Genomic DNA, 24695 nt, shown 5'->3' with positions numbered 1-24695 from the left:
GCATGGCCACCGTCTACCCCCGCCGCATCATGGGCGTGGAGACCGAGTTTGGCGTCACCGCGTTCGAGCACGGCAAGGCCGTGCTCACACCCGAGGAGATCTCCCGCTACCTCTTTCGCCCGGTCGTCGCCGAGCACCGCAGCTCCAACATCTTCACCGACAACGCGTCGCGCCTCTACCTCGACGTTGGCTCGCACCCCGAGTACGCCACCGCCGAATGTGACTCGGTCACCCAGCTGCTCAACTACGACAAGGCGGGCGAGGTCATCTTCAGCGACCTCGCCACGCAAGCAGAGCAGGCGCTCGAGCGGGACCGTGTGGGCGGCAAAGTCTTCCTGTTCAAAAACAACGTGGACTCGAAGGGCAACTCCTACGGCACGCACGAAAACTACCTGATCAGCCGCGAGCTCGCCCTGAAGTCGTTCGGCATGCAGCTGCTGCCGTTCCTCATCACCCGCCAACTTCTCTGCGGAGCCGGGATGATCAAGAAGGGGCGCTTCGTCCTCTCGCAGCGGGCGGACCAGGTGTGGGAGGGCGTCTCCTCGGCCACCACCCGCACCCGGCCGATCATCAACACCCGCGACGAACCCCACGGCGATTCCCACCGCTTCCGCCGTATGCACGTCATCGTCGGCGACTCGAACATGGCGGAACCGACGTTCGCGCTCAAGGTCGGCTCGACACTGTTGGTCATTGAGATGCTCGAAGCTGGCTTCGATCTCCCGGATTTCACCCTCGACAACGCCATCGATCACATCCGCGACATCGCGGCGGACCCCACGGGCCAGACCCCACTCGCGCTCAAGAGCGGGGGCACAGTCACCGCGCTCGAGGTCCAGCAGGCCACGTTGGATGCCGCACGGCGCTGGTTGGAGTCCCGGCCGGACGAGGGCACGCCGAACGAGGAAATGGCACGCGTCATTGACTTGTGGCAACGCACCCTGGACGCAATTGCGTCGCAAGACTTCTCCGGCGTGGACCAAGAGATTGACTGGGTGATCAAGCGAAAGTTGTTGCTCCAGGTCAAGGACAAACTCGGGGCGGAGTGGGACCATCCAAAGCTCGCGCAGATCGACCTGACCTACCACGACATCAACCGCGAGCGCGGGCTGTTTTACCTCCTGGAGCGCAAGGGCCTAGTGCGCCGGTGGACCACCGACGAAGCGATCGCCCACGCCGCGACGGCACCGCCGGAGACGACGCGCGCGTCGTTGCGCGGCCGGTTCCTCAGCGCTGCGCGCTCGGCGGGGATGGACCACAATGTGGACTGGGTCCACCTGAAAACCAACCGCCCGGAACCCCGCACCTTGGAGCTGCTCGATCCCTTCGCTACCGAGGACCAGCGCGTCGACGAGTTCATCGCACATATCCGCGCGATGGACGCCGCCGACTAGCCGGACCGGGGACGAGGGAGAAAGGCAGTTACGTGGCAGAGCTCGAACCGGAAGTCCGGCAGGCGAATCTGGCCTTTGCCATGCTGGGGTCCTCGCACGACCGCGAGTCGGAGTGGGTTGCCCGCAACGTGGACGGCTACCAGGACCTGGAGACCGAAGCGTTACGCGTGAAGATCCGGCGCGATGTTGAGGCGCTGCGCCGGGCAGGAGTGCCTATTGCGTATTCCGGCGGGACCCTCACCATGGACCGGGACCGCTACGAGCTGGAACCCGTCGACCTCACCGAAGAAGAGGCGAGCGCCGTGGGTTTGGCGGTGGATCTCAGCACTGGCGGCTCGCTCGGCGCGTTTGCCCGCTCCGGCTGGACCAAGCTCGCGGCGTCCGGCGCGACCCGCGTATTTGACAGCGCGCCGTTGACCTCTGCGGCCAGCGACGCCAATCGGATCGACCCGCAGGCATTCCACAACCTCCTCGCCGCGATTGAGCTGCAGAAGCGAGTCTCGTTCGACTTCACCCCAGCCGGCGGAGGGCCCCCGCAGCGCCGGACGTTGGACCCGTGGGACATCGTCTCGCTGAACAACCGCGCCTACCTCGTAGGGTGGGACATCGAGCGCGACGCCGACCGCATCTTCCGGCTGGTCCGCGTCGCCAACGTGACCCTCGTGCGCGAGACCGAGGACTTCCACCAGTCGCCGGAGAACACCGGGGAGCTGGTTCGCGACGTGCTGCGCGGACCGGTCACCGACGCCATTGTCACCGTACGCCGCGGCACCTGTGAGGAACTCGCCGCCGCCGGCACTCGCGCGCCGGGCGCCCGGGGCGACGCTCGTGCGGACCGCGACGAGATTCGTCTGCACGACGCTGAGCTCGACTGGGTGGTGCGCACATCGGCGGCCCACGCCGCCGACCTGGTCGCCGTGGATCCGGAGACGGTCCGCGAACAGGTCATCGCCCTGCTTAAACAATCCGCCACGCCCCACGACGCCCCGCTCCGCAGCGCAACGAGTGTCAAGGCCCCATCTCCGGAGGACTCGGGGAGCAAGCGTCCCACGGGTCACGGAAACGCCACCGGGTCAACCAGGCTCGTCCGCCTCCTCAACCTCCTGCCGTACATCACGAGGCACCAGGGGAAATCACTTATGGAGATCGCTCGCGACCTCGGGTCCAGCGTGGACGAGGTCCGCGACGACCTCAACCGGCTCCTGCTTTCCGGGGTCGGGCGCGGCCCGGGCGAGATGTTCGACCTCGAGCACACCTGGCGCGGTGTGACCGTCCTGGATGACCAGGGTCTCACCGCGCCACTCCACCTCAAGCCCACCGAGGCCCACGCGCTGCTGCTCCTGCTCGAATCGCTCGAGACGCTGCCCGGCCTGGTCAACGTCGACGCCGTGCGCTCCGCCGCGGACAAGATCCGCCGTGTCAACCGGAAGCGCGGGGTAGCGGACGTGGACCAGGTCGGCGGCCTGGGGTCCGTCGCGCAGGAAATCCGCCAGGCAATCGACGCCGGCAAGCAGCTCGAGCTCCGCTACTATTCCGCTTCCTCGGACCGGGTGACCGAGCGAACCGTATCCCCGGTCGGCGTGTTTCAACGCGACGAGCAGGCGTACCTGCAGGCGCTCGACGGCGACCGCGTCAAGTCCTTCCGGCTCGACCGGATTCGTGAGGTCAGGCAGGGGGAGGGGGACGCGGAGGCGTCGATAAGCGTCGCGCCCCTTGACCCCGACAACCCTTTCGGACTGGCCGATGCGCCACTCGCGCAACTGCTTGTGCGCAGCGACGCGACGTGGATGGCCGACTACTGGGAACTGGAGATCGACGAGGCGGGCGGCACCGGAACGTGGGTGCCTGCGACGTTCCGCTTTGGCAGTGAGGACTGGCTGGTGAGGTTCTGCCTGGCCCACGCGGACCGACTGCGCTTGGTGGAACCGGAAAGCTTGGTGGACACGGTGCGCGAGCGTTCACTTCGCGCGCTCGACGCGTTAAGATGACGCGTTAGATATTGAGAAATTCAAACATTCGATGTCGATGTTTTCGTTGCAGGGCATCGTCGATACCCGTGGAAAGAGAAACCATGCCAAACATTGGTTGGACAGAGCTCCTCATCATCCTAGTCATCGTGTTGCTGCTGTTCGGCGCAAACAAGTTGCCGGACCTCGCGCGATCGATGGGTCGCTCCGCGCGCATCTTCAAGTCCGAGGTTGATGAGATGAAGCACGACGACGCGGGCGAGGCACCCAAGGCTCAGCCGAACGCGATCGAGTCCGGCCGCAACGCGGAGACCCAGTCCGTTGCGCAACCGGAAAGCTTCTGGGACAAGCCGGAGCACCAGCGCAACCAGACCCCGCCCGCGCAGCAGTAACCGCTCGCGACAGAGAGGGGAAAAGCGTTGGCGCTGAAGCTCAAGCGCGCGAGGAAGCCGAAAAACCCGACCGGTGAAATGAGCCTGGTAGAGCACCTCCAGGAGCTACGCCGGCGCGTCATGGTGTCCATGGCCGCAATTTTGGTGGGCACCATTGTCGGCTTCATTTGGTATCAGACCGCCCCGCCGGGCATCTTTCCGTTGGGCGAGATCATTCGCGGCCCCTATTGCAACCTGCCCAGCGAACTGCGCGTAGACCTGGCCGGCGACGGCGAGTGCCGCCTGCTTGCCACCAGCCCGTTCGAGATGTTCATGCTGCGCCTGAAGGTCGGCGCCCTCGCCGGTCTCGTCCTGGCCTCCCCGGTATGGCTGACGCAGATCTGGAACTTCATCACCCCGGGGCTGCACAAGAACGAGCGCCGCTACACCTTTACCTTTGTCACGCTGGCGGTCGCGCTGTTTGTGGCTGGCGCTGTGCTCGCGTACTTCGTGCTGGACAAGGGCCTGTACGTGCTCATGTCCATCGGCACCGAAGTGCAAGTCGGCGCGCTCACCGGCGGCAACTATTACAGCTTCCTGCTCGCGTTGATCGTCATCTTTGGCGTGAGCTTCGAGCTGCCGCTCATCATCGTGATGCTCAACCTCGTCGGCGTGCTGCGCTACGAGCACGTCGCGGGCAAGCGCCGCCTGATCATCGTGCTCATCTTCATCTTCGCCGCCATCATGACCCCGGGGCAGGATCCGTTCTCCATGGTCGCGCTCGCGCTGTCCATCACCGTGCTAGTGGAGATGGCCTTCCAGTTCTGCCGCATTCATGACAAGCGCACGAACCAGTCGCGCCCGGAGTGGATGGACCTTGACGACGAGCAAGCGTCCGGACCCGTCGCCTCCTCCGGCTCCATCGGGCGCGCACAGCCCGTCGGCGCGACCTCCCGGCCAAGCGCGCCGTCGAGGGTTTCCCCGTCGGCACCGCCGGCGGCCCCGAGCGCCCCGCCCGCCCCGGGCCGCGGTGGCTCGCACACCTACGGTCACGGGGATCCGTTCAACGACGTACTGTAAGGGGCATGGATTCCAGCGTTACCCCCTCACAGTCAGACAACCAAAGTCTTTCGGAGGACAACACCGCCGAGATCACAGGGGCCACTGAGGCTTCCGCACCCTTAGCGTTTCTGCCGGAGTTCCGCGACGCTAAGCCCTTCCCACTCGACGACTTCCAGGTGGAGGCCTGCGCAGACATCGAGCGCGGCCACGGCGTCCTCGTGTGCGCACCGACCGGCTCCGGCAAGACGATTGTGGGCGAGTTCGCCGTGGCGCTGGCCCTGCACCAAGGCACGAAGTGCTTCTACACCACGCCGATTAAAGCGCTGAGTAACCAGAAGTACCACGACCTCGTCGCCGAGCACGGTGAGGACGCCGTCGGCCTCCTCACCGGCGACACCTCCATCAACGGGTCCGCCGAAATCGTGGTGATGACCACCGAGGTGCTGCGAAATATGATCTACGCGGACTCCCGGCAGCTTGATCGGCTCTCGCACGTGGTGATGGATGAAATCCACTACCTCGCCGACCGGGACCGCGGCGCGGTGTGGGAGGAAATCATCCTCAACCTGGACGAGTCCGTCAGCCTCGTCGGGCTATCCGCTACCGTGTCCAATTCCGAGGAGTTCGGCGAGTGGCTCGACGCGGTGCGCGGTGATACCCGCGTGATCGTCTCCGAGCACCGCCCGGTCCCGCTAAGCCAGTACATGATGGTGGGCCGCAAGATCTTCCCGCTGTTTGAACCCGGCACGGGCGGCGGCACATACGGCACTGACAGCACAGAGGGCGGGAAGGTGAACCGCGCCCTCGTCCACGCGATCGAGCGCATCGAGTCCGGCTCCCGCGACGAGGGCCGCAGCGACTTCAAGGAGGGACGCGGCTTCCGCGCCCGCTCCACCGGCCGCCGCAGCGGCGCCCAGCGCGCCCAGGACAAGGTCAAACCCGTCGGCCGCCCGCAAGTCGTCGCAGCACTGGGAAGCCGCGACATGCTCCCGGCCATCGTCTTCATCTTCTCCCGCGCGGGCTGCGACGGCGCCCTCTTCCAGTGCCTGCGCACCCGCAAGGAGCTCACCACCCCGGAAGAGCAGGAGGAGGCAAGGGCTATTATCGACGCCGGCGTCGAAGGCATCCCCGACGAAGACCTCAACGTGCTCAACTTCCGCCAACTCCGCACGGCGTGGCTGCGCGGCTTTGCCGCCCACCACGCCGGCCTGCTCCCCGCGTTCAAACACATCGTGGAGCAGCTGTTCGTCCGGGGTCTGGTCAAAGTAGTCTTCGCCACCGAAACGCTTGCGCTGGGCATCAACATGCCGGCGCGCACCGTCGTGTTGGAGAAGCTGGTCAAGTTTAACGGCGAGGCGCACGTCGACCTCACGCCGGGGCAGTACACGCAGCTCACCGGCCGCGCGGGCCGCCGCGGCATCGACCATATCGGCAACGCGGTGGTGCAGTGGTCTCCGGCGATGGACCCGCACGAGGTGGCAGGCTTGGCATCCACGCGCACCTACCCACTCATCTCGCAGTTCCTGCCCGGGTACAACATGGCGATCAACATGCTGGGTATGAACGGTTACGACGACTCCATCCGGCTCATCGAGCAGTCGTTCGCCCAGTTTCAGACCAACCGCTCCGTGGTGGGCGAGGTGCGTGACATCGACCGCCTGCGCTCCAAGGTACGCAGCCTGCGCGCGCAACTGGAACGAGACGTGGCCGGCTTTAACCCGCCGGGCACGGACCCGGCGGCGGCCCTGGAGGAGTACCTGCAGTTGCGCCGCGACCTCTCTGAGGCCGAGAAAGACGCGCGCCGCCACGCGCTGGAAAACCGCCAGGCGGAGACGGAGACGATCCTTGGGCGGCTGCGCGTCGGCGAGGTCATCGCCCTGCCGGGGAAGAAGAAACCGGAGCTGGCCGCCGTCGTGCAGGTGGCGGGTAAGAAGCGCGATCCTCGCCCGTGGGTGACCACGGAGCGCGGCTGGTCCGGGCGCATCGATGCCGGCTCGTTCCGCAACGCGCCGGTCGTCGTTGGGCAAATCAAGGTACCCCGCCACGTGCAGGACCAGCCGCGCAAGCACACCCGCAAAGTGGTGAACATGCTGCACAGCGGGAATTTCAACGCGCCGCGCAAGCTCAAGGACAAGGTGCGGGTTCGGCCCAGCAAGAAGGTGACCGCGCTGCGCGAGGCCATGCACAACCACCCGGTGCACGCGTGGCCGCCGCATGACCGCGAGGTGCTCGCGCGGGTCGGGGAGGAGCTGGTGCGCAACGAGCGCAAGCTGCGCCGGCTGACCAACAGCGTGGATCGCTCGACCGATTCCTTGGGCCGCACCTTCGAGCGCATCATCGGACTGCTCACAGAGATGGACTACGTCGAGCTCATCGACGGCGAGCCGCGCGTGACCGACGAAGGCGAGCGCCTGGCGCGCATCCACAACGTCTCCGACCTGCTCGTCGCGCAGTGTCTCAAGCGCGGTATTTGGGACGAGCTGGACCCCGCGGAGCTCGCCGGCGTAGCGTCCATGGTGGTGTTTGAAAACCGCAAGGCCACGCACGGCGAACCGGAGGCTGCCACGGACCGAATGGCGGAGGCGATGGGGGAGACTATGCGCGTCTACGGCGAGCTCTCCTTTGATGAGCAGCGCCACCAGCTGCCGGTAACCCGACTCCCGGATCCCGCGTTCTCGCTCGCCATGCACCAGTGGACCGCCGGCGCCCCGCTCGGGTACGCGCTGGCGGCGGCCGCGGAGTCCGGCACCGAGCTGACCCCCGGCGACTTTGTGCGCTGGTGCCGCCAGGTTATCGACCTACTCGAGCAGGTCAAGAAGACCGGGTACAGCGACGAGGTCCGCGACAGCGCCAACCGGGCCATTGATGCTATTCGACGCGGCGTCGTCGCCATCGGCAACTAGCAGGCGGCCCGTGCCGCCTCGATGGCGTCGCGCACTTCCTGGTTCAGCAGGGACACGGAGGCGATGTGCAGGTTGACGCGCCACGGGTCGAGGATGAGGGACTGGATGCCGGCGAGGTGGGCGTCGATAAGCACTGGGCCCCCGGAGTCCCCCTTGATCGCGGGGGCGGCGTTGGCGACGATGCCCGCCGGGCGCACGATGGTGCGCATGCTGCGCGAAAAGGCGAGCGGAAGCGTGATGAGGAATCGCCCGTCGCGGGCCGCGGGGGAGGTGGCGCCGCCGCCGAATCCGAACGTGACCGTGCGTTTCAGCGCGCTTCCAAACAAGCGCGCGGGCGCGGCGAGGGGCGGGTACGGGCTAGGCGGCGCGTCGTTGGCGGTGTGGACGTGATTGAGCGTGATGAGTGCCACGTCGGTGCCGTCGAAGATGCGCACTTCGCGGACGCGACGGCGCGTGCCCCGCAGGCGCACCGTGATGCGGGACGGCGCGGGGCGCTCTGGAAGCAGGAAATGGGCGCAGGTGAGCACCGTGTCCTGAGCAACAAGGATGCCTGAGCAGTAGCGCGCGCCCACGGAGCAGCGTACGAGCAAGTCAGGGTAGGAGGGGACAGGGTCGGTCACGCGCTCGAGTGTAACTGGCCTATCATTGCCAGCATGACGCGTATAGATCAGTCCACGTTCGCACACCGTCGATCCCGTGCCGCCGAGCTCGTTGCGGCGCACAAGCTCGGGGGCCTGGTTGTCGGCACCGGCCCGGAGTTTGCTTACCTCACCGGCTCCTGGGCCTCCTCGCACGAGCGGCTCACCGCCCTGGCCATCGGCCCTGACGGGCGGGCCGTCCTCGTCGCTCCGGTGACGGACATTGGCAGCCTGGGCGTTGCCGGCGACGATGTGGAAATCCGCGGCTGGCAGGACGGGCAGGACCCGTACCAGCTGGCAACTGAGGCGCTCGATGCGTCCGCACCCGTGGCGCTGGGCAGCTCGCTGACCGCCAACCACGTCTTCGCGCTGCAGGCGCTGCTCCCGCAAACTCGTCTGGCAACGGACACGCTCGCCGAGCTGTTTATGGCTAAGGAACCGGCCGAGCTGGCAGAGCTCAAGCGCGCCGGCGAGGCAATCGACCGCGTCCACGCCCGCGTGCCGGAATTCCTGGTGGCGGGCCGCACCGAGGCGCAGGTGGCCGCCGAGCTGGACCGCCTGATCATGGACGAGCACGAGTCCGTCGACTTTGTCATCGTCGGCTCCGGCGAAAACGGCGCCAACCCGCACCACGACTTCTCCGAGCGCGTGCTGGAAGACGGCGACGTGGTTGTCGTGGACCTGGGCGGCACGCTGGATTCGGGTTACCACTCGGACTGCACCCGCACCTACATCGTGGGCGGCGACCCTGCGAAGGCGGATCCCGAGGTGGTCAAGGCCTACGAGGTACTGTTCCGCGCCCACCAGGCGGCGGTCACCGCGGCACGCCCCGGCATCACCGCCGGCGAGCTGGACGCGGTGGCGCGCGGCGTGATCGAGGAGGCCGGGTACGGCGAGTACTTCACGCACCGCCTGGGCCACGGCATCGGCCTGGCGGGCCACGAGGACCCGTTCATCATCGCCGGCAACGACACCGCGTTGCAGGCCAACATGGCGTTTTCCATCGAGCCGGGCATCTACGTGCCGGGCAAGTGGGGCATGCGCCTGGAAGACATCGTTTACCTGGACGAGGACGGCGCAGTCTCGCTGGATAACGTCTCCCGCGACCTCCGCTAAGGCCATGGCTCGACGCATCCGCGGCGGGAGGACCGCCGAACCGCCCACCACCGGCACGGTGCTCGTGCTCGGCGGCACCAGCGACATTGGCACCGCCATCGCCCTGCGCGTCTGCTCCGGGCGGAGGGTCGTGCTGGCCATGCGCGAGCCCGAACGCGCTGATGCCCGCGCCATCGCGAAGCGTCTGCGCGAAGCCGGCGCCACCCGCGTCGAGTGCGTCCGGTTCGAGGCCACGGAGCTCGAATCCCACCGCCGGATAGTGGAATCCGTGTACGCCGCGGAGGAGATCACCACCGCGGTTGTCGCGTTTGGCGTCCTCGGCGATCAGTCGCGTGCCGAGCGCGACGAGTCCGAGGCCGTCCGGATCGGCAGCGTGGACTACCTCGCACAAATCAGCGCGCTGACCGTGCTGGCGGACGTCATGGGCCGCGGCAACATCTTCGCGTTCTCATCCATCGCCGGCTGGCGGGCCCGCCGCGCGAATTACGTCTACGGATCCACCAAGGCGGGGCTCGACGCGTTCTGCCAGGGCCTGGCGGACCGGCTTCTCGGCTCGGCGCTGCACTTGATCACCGCGCGCCCCGGGTTTGTCATCGGCTCGATGACGGAGGGAATGACGCCCGCGATCATGTCGGTGACCCCGGACGATGTCGCCGATGCGGTCGTGGACGCCGCCCAGCGGGGCCGCAGCACAACCGTGTGGATCCCGCGCCGCCTTGCCGCGCTCGCGCTGGTCATGCGCCTTGTTCCGCGCCCGATCTGGCGTCATATGCCGAGGTAGGCCACATGTTTCCTCTCACCCGCACGGTCGCGGGGCTGCTTGTCGACGCCCTCCACGACCCCCGCCGCACCGAGCCGGAGCACACCACGCCGACGTGGGTGACGGGCATGACTCCCGGATCCCTCCTCACCGCCCGCGAAATCAAGGCCGTAGGCCTGACCAAGCGTCTCAACCCCGCCGACGTCTGGGGGATCGACTACGTCACGGCGGACGAGGACGGCCGTGCGCTCACCGCCACCGGGGCGGTCTTCCGCTCGCGCACCCCCTGGCCGGGCCACGGCCCGCGTCCCACCATCGCATTCGCCCCCTCCACACAGGGCGTCGCCCCGCGCTGCAACCCCTCGTACTCGTGCACCGTCGGCCTCGCCCCGCGCCGCGCGCCGTGGGACCTGATCGCCGCCTACGAGCAGCCGGCGATCAACCTGTTGCTCGCGGCCGGCGCCAACGTCGTGCTCACCGACTACCCCCGCAACCCGGCAGAGAACGTGCAGCTGTACTGCGACCATGTCGCCGCCGCGCAGTCGCTCATCGACGCCGCCCGCGCCGCCTCATCCCTCTCCGTCGACACCACTGTGCTCGGCTTGTGGGGCTTCTCCCAGGGCGGCGGGGCAGTGGGCGCCTGGCTCGAACGCCCGGAGTACGCCCCGGATCTTCAGCCGCAAGCCGCCGTCGTCGGCGCGCCCCCGGCCGCGCTCGTGCCGATGCTCGACCACGTCGACGGCGCCATGCCTTCCGTAGTAATCCTTTACGCCGTCGCGGGCCTCATGGCGCACCACCCGGATCTGGCGGATGAGATCCTGCCGCACCTCAGCCCCGAAGGTGCCGCGACGATCCTGGCGGACTCGGACCTCTGTGCCGTCGGGGCGTCGCTTCGCCGCCCCTGGGCGCACACGAACCGGTGGACGCGCAGTGGCCTCAGCATGGCGGAGCTCCTTCACGCCCTCCCTGGCACCTCCGAGCACCTCGAGTCGATCGCGCTCGGACGCAGGCGCCCGCTGCGCATCCCGACCCGGTTCTGGGGCTCACTCCACGACGACATCATCCCGTACCCGCAGCTCACTGCGCTCGCGGAAGCGTGGGAGATTCCGCTGCAGACGCGCCGCATGCCGCGCATCCCGGGCAGGACGGGCGTCAACCACTATGGCCCGTATTTCCAACATCTGGCCGGTGACGTCAAATGGCTCGTGCGACAGCTGGACAGGTAGTCTGGCCGCATGCCGCTGTTTATTTTCGCCTATTTTCTCATTGAGGCACTCGCGTTCTTCGGCGTTGCCAAGCTCATCGGCGTCGGCTGGGCACTGCTCGCCATCTTCGTGCTGATGTTTCTCGGTGGTGCGCTCGCCAGCCTCGCGCTGCGGGGCACGCTGGTGAACGCCGCCGAGGGCCGCTCGTCGCTCGGCAGGGTAGCGGGGGACTCCGCCCTGTTGATGACGGGATGGCTGCTGTGCATCATTCCCGGCTTCGTCAGCTCCCTGCTCGGGTTCCTGCTCATCTTCAGCCCCACCCGCGGGTTCCTGCGCCGCTTCATCCGAGCGCGGACAATCCGAAGCATGGAAAACTTCGGTGTCCGCGTGTACAACACCTCGCCGCTGTCGCAGTTCCAGACCAGCTACGGCAACTTCGGCGCGGGACGGCAGGCAGGCAACCACCAGGCGCACGAGCAGGACACGGAACACGACGTCATTGACGCCGACGAGCTCGAGGCCATGTTCCGCGCCGAAGGCCCGAAAAATGATCGTTTCGATGGAGACGGAGGGGCGTCGACAAGTAAAGGGCCCGACGGCGGAAAGGACAAGTAGGTGCAGGGAGTGCTGCGACTGCTGCTGGCTGCGGGGGCGGGCGCGCTGGCGTACCTGTCCTACGAGCCGCACGGGCTCTGGTGGGCGGGCGTTCTCGCGATGGCGCTGCTCTTTGGCGCGCTCGCGCCGTGGGGGAGCGCGCGGCCAGGGGTGTGGAAGGGCGCTGGTCTCGGCCTCGTCCAGGCGCTGGTGTGCTACCTCCTGCTGCTGCCGTGGATCGGTGAGTTCGTGGGCGCGATGCCGTATGTGGCGCTCTCCGTATTCCTGGCGCTGTACGCGCTGGCCACCGGCGCCTTCGGCACGCTCGTTGCCCGCTGGCGATACGGCTTCGCCGCATTCGCGCTGGTCTACGTGGCCGTGGAGTTCTGCCGCTCCTCGTTCCCGTTCGGTGGGTTCGCCTGGGTGCGGCTCGCTTGGGGGCAGATCGGCGGTCCGCTTGGCAACCTCGCGCACTTCGGCGGGCCTGCGCTCGTGACGCTGTCGGTGGTGCTCGCCGGCGCAGGGCTGGCGGCGCTGGTGGTCGCCCACGGGCGCGCACGCGCTGCGGGCGGGGTCGCGGTCGTGGCGCCGTTGGTCTTGGGGCTTGCGGCGTCGGCTGCGGTCAACACGCCAGACCACGAGGTCGGGACGGCCCGCGCGGCGGCAGTGCAGGGCAACGTCCCGCGGCTCGGGCTGGATTTCAACGCGCAGCGCCGCGCGGTGCTGAGCAATCACGTGGAGGAGACCAAGCGGCTGGCGCAGGACGCGAAGGATCAAGGCCAGCCGCTTGACCTGGTGATCTGGCCGGAGAACGCCTCGGACGTCAACCCGTTTACGGACCCGGAGGCGGGCGCGCTGGTCAAGGAGGCCGCCGCGGCTGTCGGCGTCCCAGTCCTGGTGGGCACACTCACGCGCGACCAGGTCGGGGAGCGCAACACCATGGTGGTCATCAACCCGGACGGCTCGGTGGGCGAGCGGCACAACAAGCGCTTCCTCCAGCCGTTTGGCGAGTACATGCCCATGCGCGACTTCTTCCGCAACTTCTCCGACATGGTGGATCTGGCCGGGGACTTCAAGCCCGGCGATGGCCCGGGCGTGGTCCGGATGGGGTCGACGGTCGTCGGCGTGGCCACGTGCTACGAGGTCGCGGAGGACCCGGCTTACCGCATGGCGGTGCGCAACGGCGCGCAGCTGCTGGCCACCCCGACGAACAACGCGACCTTCGGCTTCACCGACATGACCTACCAGCAACTGGCCATGAGCCGCATGCGCGCGATCGAGACCGACCGCGCCGTGGTCGTCGCCGCGACCTCCGGGGTCTCTGCAATCGTGCACCCGGATGGTTCCGTCTCCCAACAGAGCGAGATTTTCCAGGCCGCGCACCTGCAGGAGGAGCTCCCGCTCAAGGACTCCATCACCCCAGCCGTGCGGTTCGGCCAGTGGCTAGAGTGGCTGTTGGTGCTCGGCGGCGCCGCGGTCGCGCTCGGTGCCGTGGCGCGCCCCAAGCGCGAGTATGCTGCTAAGGGTCCCGCGGAGAAGGAGCGCATGGCTTAGCGACGCCCACGCGGCCCCACCACAGGCCCGCACCCACTTCCGCGAACCGAAACGAATACCCAACAAGACGTATCTGCAAAAGGAGTCAATCGCCCATGGCGAACGCAACGCTGGTGATCATCCCCACCTACAACGAGCTGGAGAACATCCCGCTGATTACGGAGCGCGTACTGACGGCGAACCCGGAGGTCGACCTGCTGATCGTGGACGACAACTCTCCGGACGGCACCGGCGACAAGGCTGATGAGCTGGCGGCGAAGCACGAGGAGGTCCACGTCCTGCACCGCGCCGGCAAGGAGGGCCTGCTCGCCGCCTACCGCGCCGGCTTCCGCTGGGGCCTGGAGCGTGACTACGCCGTGCTGTGCCAGATGGACGCGGACGGCTCCCACAAGCCGGAGGAGCTGCCGCGCCTGCTCGCCGCGATTGAGGGCGGCGGCGACCTGGTGATTGGCTCCCGCTACGTCGAGGGCGGCGAGGCGAAGAACTGGCCCCGCCAGCGCTATCTGCTGTCCAAGCTGGGCAACCAGTACATCTCGCTGGCGCTCGGTGACGACGTCGCCGATATGACCGCCGGCTACCGCGCGTTCCGCCGCGAGGTCCTCGAGGCCATCGACCTGGACGCGCTGTCCAACAAGGGCTACATCTTCCAGGTGGACCTGGCGCACAAGGTCATCGACGCCGGCTTCGACGTGCGCGAGGTGCCCATCACCTTTGAGGACCGCACGCTGGGCGAGTCCAAGCTGGACGCGAGCTTCGCCGGCCAGTCCCTCATCGAGGTGACGAAGTGGGGAGTCAAGGAGAAGTCCTGGAAGATCAGCGAGATGTCCAAGGAGGGCGGCAAGCTGCTTCAGTACGAGTTTGATAACTCGAAGCTCTCCCGCCTCGGCGCGAAAGTTGACCAGCTGCCGGAGCAGGTGGTCAACATGATCGCCGAGGGCGCGAAGCTGAGCAACTACGAGCTGAGCAACAGCGCCCTGCGCAAGGTGCCCGGCAAGGTCACCGACATGGTGAGCCAGGCGACTGAGATGATCAGCGAGGGCCTCGGCCTCGCGCGCTACGAGGCAACCAAGAAGCAGCGCTAAGCACCAACGGCCCGGACCACAGTGGACTCACTGTGCCGGGCCGTTGCGTATGTTCGGGGCTTACTTCTCGCCCTGCTGCTCCTTTGCCAGTCGCGCGGCGGCGCGGCGGCGCTTGCGCAGGTGCTCGAGGCGCTCCTCGAGCAGGACGTCGAGCTCCTCGATGCTGCGGCGCTCCCGCAGCATGTCCCAGTGGGTGCGCGGCGGCTTGGCCGGCTTGGACTCCACGCCCTCGCCCTCAATCAGCGTGCCGAGCTGGCCATTCTTGCACATCCACTCCTCGGGGATCTCCGCATCATCAGCGAAGGGGACCTCAAAAACCTCCCCGTCGGGGGTGCGGTACTTTGCCATCTGGCGCGGGGCCAGGTCGTGGTCCCTGTCGGTTTCGTAGCTCACTGCACCCATGCGGCTTCCACGGAGCACACGATCAGCCATGCTGTATCAATCCCTTCATTGCGAGTCACTGCAAGCCATTGCAAGCATTCCCAGTCGATACAGTATAACGGTCAACCTGCCCGCATTGTTCCCGCGGATGGGGTTTGGCGCGGCGCGTGTATTAGGCTTGCCGTGTGGCTAGCGAAGGAAAGCAGGCGCCCACGTGCGCGTGGTGCGGAGGGCAGATGCCCGAGCAGCAGGGTAGAGGCCGCCGAAGGAAGTTCTGTAGCGCCTCGTGCAAGCAGCGCGCGTACGAGCAGCGGCACTCGCTCTCCGGCACCCAAATCCCTGCGGACGCAGTCATCCTCTCGCCGAAAAAGGTTACGGACCTGCGCGATCAGCTATACCAGCTGCGGTGCGCGGCGGAGGACGTCCAGACCGCGGCAAGCGAGGGCGCGACCCCAGAGGAATTACGTCACTTGTGTGACGAAATGGTGAATCTGTCCCACAGTATCGAGAGGTTAAGGTAATAGGCATGCACAACGGCACTGAAGCTGGCAAAGGTTTCGACGAGGCCGCGCTGAAGCGCCGACGGACGCTGCTCATCGTCGCCGGGTCAATCATCGTGGTCATTTTGCTTGCGGTCGCGTTCGTCCCGCTCGCGCTCGGGGGTCTGTTTGGACACGGCGTGAAGACCGAAGGTATTGATGAGTCACGCCTCAAGGCCGCCGATACGCCTCTCGACGGCCACTGGGAAGTCTCGTCACGCCCGGGCCCAAACGGCTCGTCGGCGGGCTTTACGTTCTTTGAGATCCTCCCGGGCCAAGAGAAGGTCACCTCGGGCTCAACGGAGGGTGTGAGCGGCTCGGCGGATATTGAGGCCGGCACGCTCACTGCGGGCGAGATCACCGTCGACATGACCAACCTGACGAGCGATAGCGACGTCCGCGATTCCAACGTTCGCCGCAAGATCCTGCACACGGACCAGTTCCCGGAGGCGACGTTCCGCGTCACGGAGCCTGCGGACGTGTCCAAGGTGCCGGATGACGGCTCCGTGGCCAAGGTGGAGCTCACCGGCGAGATGACCATCCACGGCGAGACAAACACGGTGACGCACGAGTTCGACGTCGCGCGCTCCGGCTCGTCGCTGATCGTCGCGGGCGATGTCCCGATCAACCGGGCGGATTACGGCGTCGAGTCGCCGGAGTTCGTGGCGGCAAAGATTGACGAGCAGGGCGAGGTCAACGTCCGCCTCAACATGCACCAATAGCCATCCTATATTACGTCACTTGACGTAATATATATGCGCATTTGTCCGATAATGTACATTATGTCAACTAACGCGCGGGCCCACGCTTGTCGACGCCACCACGCCCCTCCATCTACCGCCGCCCCCGCCGGTTCCGCGCCGTGAGCGTCAGTTGCGTGAGATCAATCATCCGCAGCTCCGCGAGCGCCTGACGCAGCGCGAGCTGCCACACCCACAGTCGCCGGTACACCGGATCGAACCCGTCCGCGGCCGCGTCACGCAGGTGCGAATCAAAGGTGGCGCGCTGCAATCCCAGCGACGTCGCGAGGTGCTGTGGCGCGTGCGTCTCCGCGATGATGCGCAGCCCGGTCTTGCGGTCCACGATCCGCGCCAACGTCTCCGTGGATGCGTAGCTCAGGCCGGGCCACACGTACGCCCTCAACGACGCCAACGCCGCCCGCGCCGCCTTATTCATCTCCGGCCCGGCCACGATCGTCTGGATCGCCACCTTGCCGCCCGGCGCAACCGCAGACCCGAGCTGCGTGAGAAACTCGGCTTTGTCGTCGTCGCTCAGCGTCTCGAGGTGCTCGAGCGACACCGCCGCGTCGTACCCGCGCCCGAGCCGCTTGACCCTGACCTGGCCCGGTACCCCTGCGAACGTGAGCTGCTCACGCAGCGCGTCCGCGGACTCTGGCGAATTGGTCACGCACTCGACCTTGGCCCCGGCCGCCAGCGTCACCGCAGGCCCGGACGCCGGATACTCCAGCACGCGGGACCGGTCGCGCACGCCCGCCGCCTGCAGGAGCATTGCTACGGATCGCGCCTGCGCATCCGCCAAATCCGAGCGGGTGGTCCCCTCATCCTGGGGCGCGGCGATCTCGGTCACGTCCACGAAGTGTCGCGCGGGCTCGTTGCCGTGCCCCGCGCCACGCGCGTACGACTTCACGCGCACCCGCTCCCGCGTCGGCACACCGGTGGCGAAGTGGCCCTGGAACGGGCTCACGCCGTCGCCCGCGTAGTGCTGAATCAGACTGGGCGGCACTTCCCCGCTCTCGTGCGACCGCGCCGGCGCGACGCGCAGCGTGGACGGCACGTAGCCGGATTGGACGAGTTTGCGTAGCACCTGTACAAGCCGCTCCGAGTCCGGCGTGTGCCACTCCCCGGCCAAGTACCCCTCGGCCAGCCCGACCCAGCCGTTAGCGGCGACGCGCTGGAACACCTCCGCGTAATCCACCACGACGTCCGGGGCATCGCCGTCAACGCGGATGCCGGCGTTGGCGCACGCCGCCGCAAAGCGCGCCTCCGCCCGGCCGGCCCGCCACCTAGCGAGTCGCTCTCCGGGGACTGCGGCCACGCTTGGCCACGCGGTGGCGTCGATAATTGCCAAATGCTCGGGGACGTTGGACACGTTCATGTCGTGCGGAGAGGTCACTCGGCTGATGGTAGCGGGTGCGCGCCGGATCCCGGCGATGCCACGTCGGCACCCAGCTGTGGAGCTTCAAAGGATTCGGCGTAGTATGTGCAGGGGAAATTTCCATACTTATCTTTAAATTAGGTACAAGGAGTCTTACCTATGGCAGAAGCGCCGTACCGTCCCGCAGGCAACCGCCACCATGTCGTCATTATTGGCGCTGGTTTCGGTGGCCTGTTCGCCGCTCGCGAGCTCGCGGATGCGGACGTGGACATCACGTTGATCAACCGCACGAACTACCACCTCTTCGCTCCGCTGCTCTACCAGGTGGCAACCGGCCTGCTTTCCAGCGGTGAGATCGCCACCTCGGTCCGCCAGATTCTCGCGGGCCAGGACAACGTGAGCGTCGTGCGTGGCGACGTCACCGACGTCAACGTTGAGGGCCAGACCGTCACCACCAACGAGGGCGCGTTCACCCGCACCTACGCGTACGACTCCCTGGTCGTCGCCGCGGGCGCCGGTCAGTCCTACTTTGGCAACGACCAGTTCGCCGAATTCGCCCCCGGCCTGAAGACCGTGGACAACGCCCTCGAGATCCGCGCCCGTCTCGTCTCCGCCTTCGAGCGCGCAGAGCTCGCCGAGACCGAGGAAGAACGCAACGAGCTGCTCACCTTCGTCATCGTCGGCGCAGGCCCGACCGGCGTCGAGCTGGCTGGCCAGGTGGCCGAGATGGCCCACCGCTCCTTCAAGGGCCAGTTCAAGAACTTCGTTCCGTCGCAAGCAAAGATCGTGCTTATCGACGGCATGCCGCAGGTCCTCCCGCCATTTGGGAAGCGCCTGGGCAAGAAGGCGCAGCGCGAGCTGGAGCGCAAGGGCGTCACCGTCGTCCTCAACGCCCTGGTTTCCAACGTGGATGCCGGCAGCGTCACCTACAAGGACACCAATTCCGGCGAGGAGACGACGCTGCGCGCGGCGACCAAGATCTGGTCCGCAGGCGTGCAGGCTTCCCCGCTGGGCAAGCAGATCGCCGAGCAGGTCGGCGTCGAGGCAGAGCGCAACGGCAAGGTTCCGGTCAACGCGGACCTCACCGTGGGCGACAAGGACAACCTGTTCATCATCGGCGACATGATGAACCGTAACCGCCTTCCCGGCGTTGCTCAGGTGGCGATCCAGTCCGGCGAGTACGTCGGCCGGATCATCAAGGAGCAGGTCGAGCACGACGTTGCGCCGGCCGCCCGCGACGAGTTCGAGTACTTTGACAAGGGCTCCATGGCGATCGTCTCCCGGTACAACGCCGTGGTGAAGATGGGCAAGGTCGAGGTCGCAGGCTTCCTCGGCTGGATGATGTGGCTGGCAGTCCACGTCTCCTTCCTCGTCGGCGTACGCAACCGCCTGGTGTCCATGTACACCTGGACCAACAACGCGCTCACCCCGAACCGTTACAACCTCGCCACCACGCTGCAGCAGCAGCACGGCCGCAACGCGCTGGACAAGCTGCGCGCCAACGTCGACGGCGCTGAGGACACCTTTGAAGAGGTTCGCGATACCAACGGCGAGAACTAAACACTCCCCCGTCAGGTGCAGTAACGTACCCCCGCCTACACCCACGATTCGAGGCCCGGTCCACGCGACCGGGCCTTTTTCTGTATCTGCCGGGGTACTTCACCCCCGGTGGCCAAAGTCACACGGTTGAAAGTAGCGGGTTCGCAATGGTCTCACCTTATAATTGAGCCACAACGATGGTAGCGCTTCAAATCATCGGCCGGAACGATGTCCGGTGGCAGATGTTGAACGGGAACCTGGGAAAGTGCTAGCGCGTCCCCATCGTGGAAAACCCTCGAGACTAGAAGGATCGTTTTTCAAAGTGACTGCTACAACTGCTGCATCGCAGAACACCGCATGGGACGGCTTTGCCGAAGGCCCGTGGACCGACGAGATCAATGTTCGCGATTTCGTCCAGCGCAACTACACCCCCTTCGACGGCGATGCATCGTTCCTCGCCGGCCCGACGGAAAAGACCCTCCGCGTTTGGGACACGCTGGACAAGAAGTACCTCTCCGTCGAGCGCGAGCGTCGCGTCTTCGACGTTGACACCGAAACCCCGGCAGACATCGACGCCTTCCCCGCCGGCTACATCTCTGAAGACGACAACGTGATCGTCGGCCTGCAGACCGACGTCCCGACCAAGCGCGCGATGATGCCGAACGGTGGCTGGCGCATGGTCGAGCAGGCCATCAAGGAGGCCGGCAAAGAGGTCAACCCGGACGTGAAGAAGATCTTCACCTCCTACCGCAAGACCCACAACGACGCTGTCTTTGACATCTACACCCCGCGCATCCGCGCAGCCCGCTCCTCCCACATCGTCACCGGTCTGCCCGACGCATACGGCCGCGGCCGCATCATCGGTGACTACCGCCGCGTCGCCCTCTACGGCGTGGACAAGCTCATCGAGGACAAGCTCGCCGCCAAGGACGCTTCCCTGGACAAGGGCTTCTCCGAGCACTGGGCACGCTACCGCGAGGAGCACGCTGAGCAGATCAAGGCGCTGAAGAAGCTCAAGAAGATGGCAGCCGACTATGGCTTCGACATCTCCGGCCCGGCAACCAACGCGCACGAGGCCGTGCAGTGGACCTACTTCGGCTACCTCGCATCCGTGAAGAGCCAGGACGGCGCCGCAATGTCCATCGGCCGCCTCTCCCCCTTCTTCGACATCTACTTCGAGCGCGACCTGGCTAACGGCACGCTGACCGAGGAAGACGCACAGGAGATCATTGACGCCCTGGTGCTCAAGCTCCGCATCGTTCGCTTCCTGCGCACCGAGGACTACGACCAGATCTTCTCCGGCGACCCGTACTGGGCAACCTGGTCCGACGCTGGCTTCTCCTCCGACGGCCGCCACCAGGTCACAAAGACCTCGTTCCGCCTGCTGCAGACCCTGCGCAACCTGGGCCCGGCACCAGAGCCGAACATCACCATCTTCTGGGACCCGGCACTTCCGGAGGGCTACAAGGAGTTCTGCTCCGCCATCTCCATCGAGACCTCCTCCATCCAGTACGAGTCTGACAAGCAGATTCGTGACCAGTGGGGCGACGACGCCGCCATCGCATGCTGCGTCTCCCCGATGCCGGTGGGCAAGCAGATGCAGTTCTTCGGCGCCCGCGTCAACGCGGCGAAGTCCCTCCTGTACGCCATCAACGGCGGCCGCGACGAGGTCACCGGCAAGCAGGTCACCGAAGGCCACACCCCGATCACCGGCGACGGCCCGCTGGACTTCGACGAGGTTTGGCAGAAGTACGAGGAGATGCTCGATTGGGTTGTCGGCACTTACGTCGAGGCCCTGAACATCATCCACTACTGCCACGACAAGTACGCGTACGAGTCCGTCGAGATGGCGCTGCACGACTCCGACATCGTCCGCACCATGGGCTGCGGCATCGCCGGCCTGTCCATCGTGGCCGACTCGCTGTCCGCCATCAAGTACGCGAAGGTCACGCCGATTCGCGACGAAACCGGCCTGGTCGTCGACTACAAGACCGAGGGTGAGTTCCCGTTCTACGGCAACGACGACGACCGCGCTGACGACATCGCCGCCACCGTGGTCCACACCGTGATGCAGAAGATCAAAGAGATCCCGATGTACCGCGACGCCATCCCGACCCAGTCCGTCCTGACCATCACCTCCAACGTGGTCTACGGCAAGGCCACCGGTTCGTTCCCGTCCGGGCACAAGGCCGGCACCCCGTTCGCACCGGGCGCAAACCCGGAGAACGGCGCCGACAACCACGGCATGGTCGCCTCCATGCTGTCCGTGGGTAAGCTCGACTACAACGACGCGCTCGACGGCATCTCGCTGACCAACACGATCACCCCGTCCGGCCTCGGCCGCAACAAGGACGAGCAGGTCAAGAACCTGGTCGGCGTCCTCGACGCGGGCTTCATCATGGACAACGCGGACGCAGAGATCCACCCGGCATAACCCGGGCCCGCCCGGTCGGCCCACCCGCCGACCGGCAACGGACAACTCAATACCCCCACCAATCACCACTTCCCCGAAAAGGAGAACACCACAATGTCTACCCACACCTTCGAAGACCGTATGGCTTCCATGAAGTCCTCCCGCGAGGCCAACAACATGAACTCTGGTTTGTACCACGCCAACATCAACGTGCTGGACCAGAACACCCTCGAGGACGCAATGGAGCACCCGGAGAACTACCCGAACCTGACGGTCCGCGTCTCCGGCTACGCGGTGAACTTTGTCAAGCTCACCAAGGAGCAGCAGCGCGACGTGATCTCGCGTACCTTCCACCGCGGCGCGTAACCGGCGGCATCACCAAGACGTAGCGCCCCACTGACTCGCCCTTCGGGGTGGGCGGTGGGGCGCGTCGATAAGCACACAGCACAGGAGGCCAGCCATGGCGCAAGATGGCACAACCGGCGTAGTCACACTCGAACCCCAGCAGGGCGAACGCATTAGAGGCGTCGCCGCGGGCCTTGGCGGCACCGCCGACGCCGACATGGAAATCACCCGACCCGAGCTGCTCGAGGCGCGTCGCACCGGCGACATCGGGCTCGTCCACTCGTGGGAGCTCGTCACCGCCGTCGACGGCCCCGGCACCCGCATGACCATCTTCCTGTCCGGCTGCCCCCTGCGCTGCCTGTACTGCCACAACCCTGACACGATGGAGATGAAGGAAGGCACCCTCGAATCCGTCGAGTCCGTGGCGAACCGCGTGAAGCGCTACAAGCGCATCTTCGACGCGACCGGCGGCGGTCTCACCCTCTCCGGCGGCGAGCCGCTGTTCCAGATCGCGTTCACGCGCCGCCTGCTCAAGATGGTGCACTCCGCGGGCATCCACACCACGATCGACACCTCCGGCTACCTGGGCGCGCGCCTGCGCGACGAGGACCTGGACAACATCGACCTGTTCCTCCTCGACGTGAAGTCCGGCGACGAGGAGACGTACCAGCGCGTGACCAAGCGCCAGCTGCAGCCCACCATCGACTTCGGCGACCGCCTCAGCGAGAAGGGCAAGCGCGTCTGGATCCGCTTCGTCGTCGTGCCCGGCTACACGGACTCCGAGGAGAACGTGAACAACGTCGCCGACATCGTCGCCCGCTGGACCAACAACGTCGAGCGCGTCGAGGTCCTCCCCTTCCACAACATGGGCGCCGACAAGTGGAAGAAGATCGGTATGCCGTACGAGCTCGACGACGTCACTCCGCCGTCGCCCGAGCACGTCGAGCACATCCGCGACATCTTCCGCTCGCGCGGCCTCGAGGTTCACTAGCACCCCGGGCTCGTCGCTTATCGACGCCACGTCTTCCCCTCCGCCGCGAGTTCGCGCTCGCGCGGAGGGCGTAGTATTTTTTAAGGGCTTCGCTTCGGCTAAGCCACGATCTGCCCGTTGCAACCGGCCCGGCCGGTCCGTCACACGAAGGGAGGCTGCTATGCCGCCTCGGATTCCTCTTCCACGTCAACGGCCGAAGAAGAACTTCGCACCAGTTGCTCAACACGTCCCGGTGCCGATAGAACGCTCGATTGATTTTTGCCGCATCTTCGTCGACGGCAAGCGCCAGCCCGGCAACGCGCGGGTGGCGCAGGCGCTCGAGCGCGTCAACCAGCATGACAACGCCTTCGTGTGGCTGTCGCTCAAGGAGCCGACGACGACGCAGATGGAGCGCATCGCGGAGCTCTTCGACCTGCACGACCTCATCGTCGACGATGTCATCGACGCCCACCAGCGCCCCAAAGTGGAGCGCTACGATGACCAGCTCTTCCTGGTCATCCGCACCGTCTACTACCGCGACGACGAAGAGGTCTCCGACGCCCGCGAGATCATTTCCACTGGCGAGGTGCAGATCGTGGTCGGCCCCAACTTCGCCATCACGATCCGCCACAACGCGCCCCTCCCCGACCTGACCGCCCAGCTGGAGGAGGACGAGGAGCTTGCCATCCTCGGCCCCGCGGCCGTGGCGTGGAAGGTCTCCGACTACGCGGTGGACAACCACCTGCGCGTCGCCCAGGCGCTGAGCATCGACGTCGACGACCTGGAAAACGAAGTGTTCACCCCGCGGCGCGACATCAACATCGACAAGATCTACATGTACAAGCGTGAGGTTTTGGAGATGCGGCACGCCATTGACCCACTCGCGCCGGCGCTGAAAAACAGCCTGGTCAGTCACAAGGACTTGCTCCGCAAAACGCTGCGCTCGTACTTCCGCGACGTCGTCGACAACGCGACCATCGCAAGCGACCACCTCTTCGGCTTCGACGAGCGCCTTTCGTCGCTTCTCGACGCCTCCGTGGCCAAAGTCAGCATGCAGCAAAACAGCGATATGCGCACCATCTCCGCCGTCGTCGGCATGGCTGCCGCCCCGACGATGATCGCCGGCATCTACGGCATGAACTTCGAGAACATGCCCGAGCTGAGCTGGGCGTACGGCTATCCGGTCGTGCTCATCGTCATGTTTGCGTCGATGGCCATCATGTACTGGTGGTTTAGGCGAAATAACTGGCTGTAGGTGTTACGTGGCGTCGACAAGCATGAGCTTGAGGTTCGTCACCGCAACCAGCTTGTCGCCGTTACGCTGCTCCACGCGCCACAGGTGCGTGCGCTTGCCGGTGTGCACCGGGCGCGCGACCGCTTCGATCCGCCCGCCGGTAACGCCTCCGAGCAGGTCGGTGTAGTTACTCATCCCCAGCGCCGGGCGGCCCGCCGCCGCGATCGCCGCCATCGAGCCGATCGTTTCGCCTATCGACGCATACACGCCCCCATTCACCACACCCGTGAGCTGCAAGTGCTGCGGCCCCACTTCGACGTAGCCCTCGGTGCGCTCCGCCGAACACGCGGTGATGACGAGCCCAATGTGCGGGCCGAACCCGATGTCGTGCGCGTTGAGGTCGCGCAGCTCGTCCGCGCTCAGCGGCTCGACCAGCGGCTCTCGGGCAAAGCGGCTGCGGTAATCGTGCGTCTCCATGTGCACACTCTACCGCCCGCCCGTACGCGGCGCGTA

The 24695-nt window shown here is 66.3% G+C and carries 21 protein-coding genes; 17 read left to right on the top strand and 4 right to left on the bottom strand.

The window, feature by feature from the left end:
* Positions 1–2: 2 nt before the first annotated feature.
* From pafA to FPH17_RS00280, 5 genes are all read left to right on the top strand, one after another.
* A complete protein-coding gene (gene pafA / locus FPH17_RS00300; protein WP_154878255.1) occupies positions 3–1394 on the top strand; it encodes a Pup--protein ligase in 1392 nt (463 codons plus the stop codon).
* A 32-nt stretch (positions 1395–1426) separates the two neighbouring features.
* The gene (locus FPH17_RS00295; RefSeq protein ID WP_154878254.1) at positions 1427–3382 is read left to right on the top strand and encodes a helix-turn-helix transcriptional regulator; all 1956 of its coding nucleotides are present in this window, start codon (positions 1427–1429) and stop codon (positions 3380–3382) included.
* Between the two features lie 83 nt (positions 3383–3465).
* The gene (gene tatA, locus FPH17_RS00290; RefSeq protein ID WP_095276619.1) at positions 3466–3753 is read left to right on the top strand and encodes a Sec-independent protein translocase subunit TatA; all 288 of its coding nucleotides are present in this window, start codon (positions 3466–3468) and stop codon (positions 3751–3753) included.
* A gap of 78 nt (positions 3754–3831) precedes the next feature.
* The gene (gene tatC / locus FPH17_RS00285) at positions 3832–4812 is read left to right on the top strand and encodes a twin-arginine translocase subunit TatC (RefSeq protein WP_154878566.1); all 981 of its coding nucleotides are present in this window, start codon (positions 3832–3834) and stop codon (positions 4810–4812) included.
* Positions 4813–4817: 5 nt separating this feature from the next.
* The gene (locus FPH17_RS00280) at positions 4818–7697 is read left to right on the top strand and encodes a DEAD/DEAH box helicase (RefSeq protein ID WP_154878253.1); all 2880 of its coding nucleotides are present in this window, start codon (positions 4818–4820) and stop codon (positions 7695–7697) included.
* Here the strand turns inward: FPH17_RS00280 and FPH17_RS00275 are convergent.
* A complete protein-coding gene (locus FPH17_RS00275; RefSeq protein ID WP_154878252.1) occupies positions 7694–8317 on the bottom strand; it encodes a trypsin-like peptidase domain-containing protein in 624 nt (207 codons plus the stop codon). The two genes, FPH17_RS00280 and FPH17_RS00275, sit on opposite strands and share 4 nt — an antisense overlap.
* Before the next feature lie 33 nt (positions 8318–8350).
* Here FPH17_RS00275 and FPH17_RS00270 point away from each other — a divergent pair, with 33 nt between their 5' ends.
* The 6 genes from FPH17_RS00270 to FPH17_RS00245 all read left to right on the top strand — a co-directional run bounded on the left by FPH17_RS00270 (position 8351) and on the right by FPH17_RS00245 (position 14646).
* Entirely contained in the window at positions 8351–9451 is a 1101-nt protein-coding gene (locus FPH17_RS00270; protein ID WP_154878251.1) for a M24 family metallopeptidase, read from the top strand.
* Between the two features lie 4 nt (positions 9452–9455).
* Entirely contained in the window at positions 9456–10232 is a 777-nt protein-coding gene (locus FPH17_RS00265; RefSeq protein ID WP_154878250.1) for an SDR family NAD(P)-dependent oxidoreductase, read from the top strand.
* Between the two features lie 5 nt (positions 10233–10237).
* The gene (locus tag FPH17_RS00260) at positions 10238–11437 is read left to right on the top strand and encodes a lipase family protein (RefSeq protein WP_154878249.1); all 1200 of its coding nucleotides are present in this window, start codon (positions 10238–10240) and stop codon (positions 11435–11437) included.
* A 9-nt stretch (positions 11438–11446) separates the two neighbouring features.
* The gene (locus FPH17_RS00255; protein WP_154878248.1) at positions 11447–12031 is read left to right on the top strand and encodes an FxsA family protein; all 585 of its coding nucleotides are present in this window, start codon (positions 11447–11449) and stop codon (positions 12029–12031) included.
* Positions 12032–13564 (top strand): apolipoprotein N-acyltransferase, encoded by a 1533-nt coding sequence (lnt, locus tag FPH17_RS00250; protein WP_203085489.1) that lies wholly within the window; start codon positions 12032–12034, stop codon positions 13562–13564.
* A 95-nt stretch (positions 13565–13659) separates the two neighbouring features.
* Positions 13660–14646, top strand: coding sequence for a polyprenol monophosphomannose synthase (locus tag FPH17_RS00245; protein ID WP_154878247.1), 987 nt, complete (start codon positions 13660–13662; stop codon positions 14644–14646).
* 60 nt (positions 14647–14706) lie between these two features.
* On the opposite strand, the gene FPH17_RS00240 is transcribed toward FPH17_RS00245, so the two are convergent.
* A complete protein-coding gene (locus FPH17_RS00240; RefSeq protein WP_095276641.1) occupies positions 14707–15078 on the bottom strand; it encodes an RNA polymerase-binding protein RbpA in 372 nt (123 codons plus the stop codon).
* A 475-nt stretch (positions 15079–15553) separates the two neighbouring features.
* On the opposite strand from FPH17_RS00240, the gene FPH17_RS00230 reads away from it, so the two are divergent.
* Positions 15554–16288: a YceI family protein gene (locus FPH17_RS00230; protein ID WP_154878245.1), complete on the top strand. Its 735-nt coding sequence runs from the start codon at positions 15554–15556 to the stop codon at positions 16286–16288.
* A gap of 112 nt (positions 16289–16400) precedes the next feature.
* Here the strand turns inward: FPH17_RS00230 and FPH17_RS00225 are convergent, their stop codons facing one another.
* On the bottom strand, positions 16401–17699 hold the full coding sequence (locus FPH17_RS00225) for an SAM-dependent methyltransferase (protein WP_244288027.1): 1299 nt from the start codon (positions 17697–17699) through the stop codon (positions 16401–16403).
* 141 nt (positions 17700–17840) lie between these two features.
* On the opposite strand from FPH17_RS00225, the gene FPH17_RS00220 reads away from it, so the two are divergent.
* The 5 genes from FPH17_RS00220 to FPH17_RS00200 all read left to right on the top strand — a co-directional run bounded on the left by FPH17_RS00220 (position 17841) and on the right by FPH17_RS00200 (position 24203).
* Positions 17841–19241: an NAD(P)/FAD-dependent oxidoreductase gene (locus FPH17_RS00220; protein WP_154878244.1), complete on the top strand. Its 1401-nt coding sequence runs from the start codon at positions 17841–17843 to the stop codon at positions 19239–19241.
* Between the two features lie 301 nt (positions 19242–19542).
* Positions 19543–21654 (top strand): formate C-acetyltransferase, encoded by a 2112-nt coding sequence (gene pflB / locus FPH17_RS00215; protein ID WP_154878243.1) that lies wholly within the window; start codon positions 19543–19545, stop codon positions 21652–21654.
* 93 nt (positions 21655–21747) lie between these two features.
* A complete protein-coding gene (gene grcA2, locus FPH17_RS00210) occupies positions 21748–21999 on the top strand; it encodes an autonomous glycyl radical cofactor GrcA2 (protein ID WP_144716995.1) in 252 nt (83 codons plus the stop codon).
* 94 nt (positions 22000–22093) lie between these two features.
* Positions 22094–22969 carry a pyruvate formate-lyase-activating protein gene (gene pflA / locus FPH17_RS00205; protein ID WP_095276661.1) on the top strand — a complete coding sequence of 292 codons (876 nt, stop codon included), beginning with the start codon at positions 22094–22096 and terminating at the stop codon, positions 22967–22969.
* Positions 22970–23129: 160 nt separating this feature from the next.
* Positions 23130–24203 (top strand): magnesium and cobalt transport protein CorA, encoded by a 1074-nt coding sequence (locus tag FPH17_RS00200; RefSeq protein WP_144716996.1) that lies wholly within the window; start codon positions 23130–23132, stop codon positions 24201–24203.
* 3 nt (positions 24204–24206) lie between these two features.
* Here the strand turns inward: FPH17_RS00200 and FPH17_RS00195 are convergent, their stop codons facing one another.
* Entirely contained in the window at positions 24207–24659 is a 453-nt protein-coding gene (locus tag FPH17_RS00195; RefSeq protein WP_144716997.1) for a PaaI family thioesterase, read from the bottom strand.
* Between the last annotated feature and the right edge of the window lie 36 nt (positions 24660–24695).

The sequence above is a fragment of the Corynebacterium gottingense genome, from assembly GCF_007559235.1.
Lineage (GTDB): Bacteria > Actinomycetota > Actinomycetes > Mycobacteriales > Mycobacteriaceae > Corynebacterium > Corynebacterium gottingense.
This window is presented reverse-complemented; position numbering and strand designations above follow the sequence as displayed.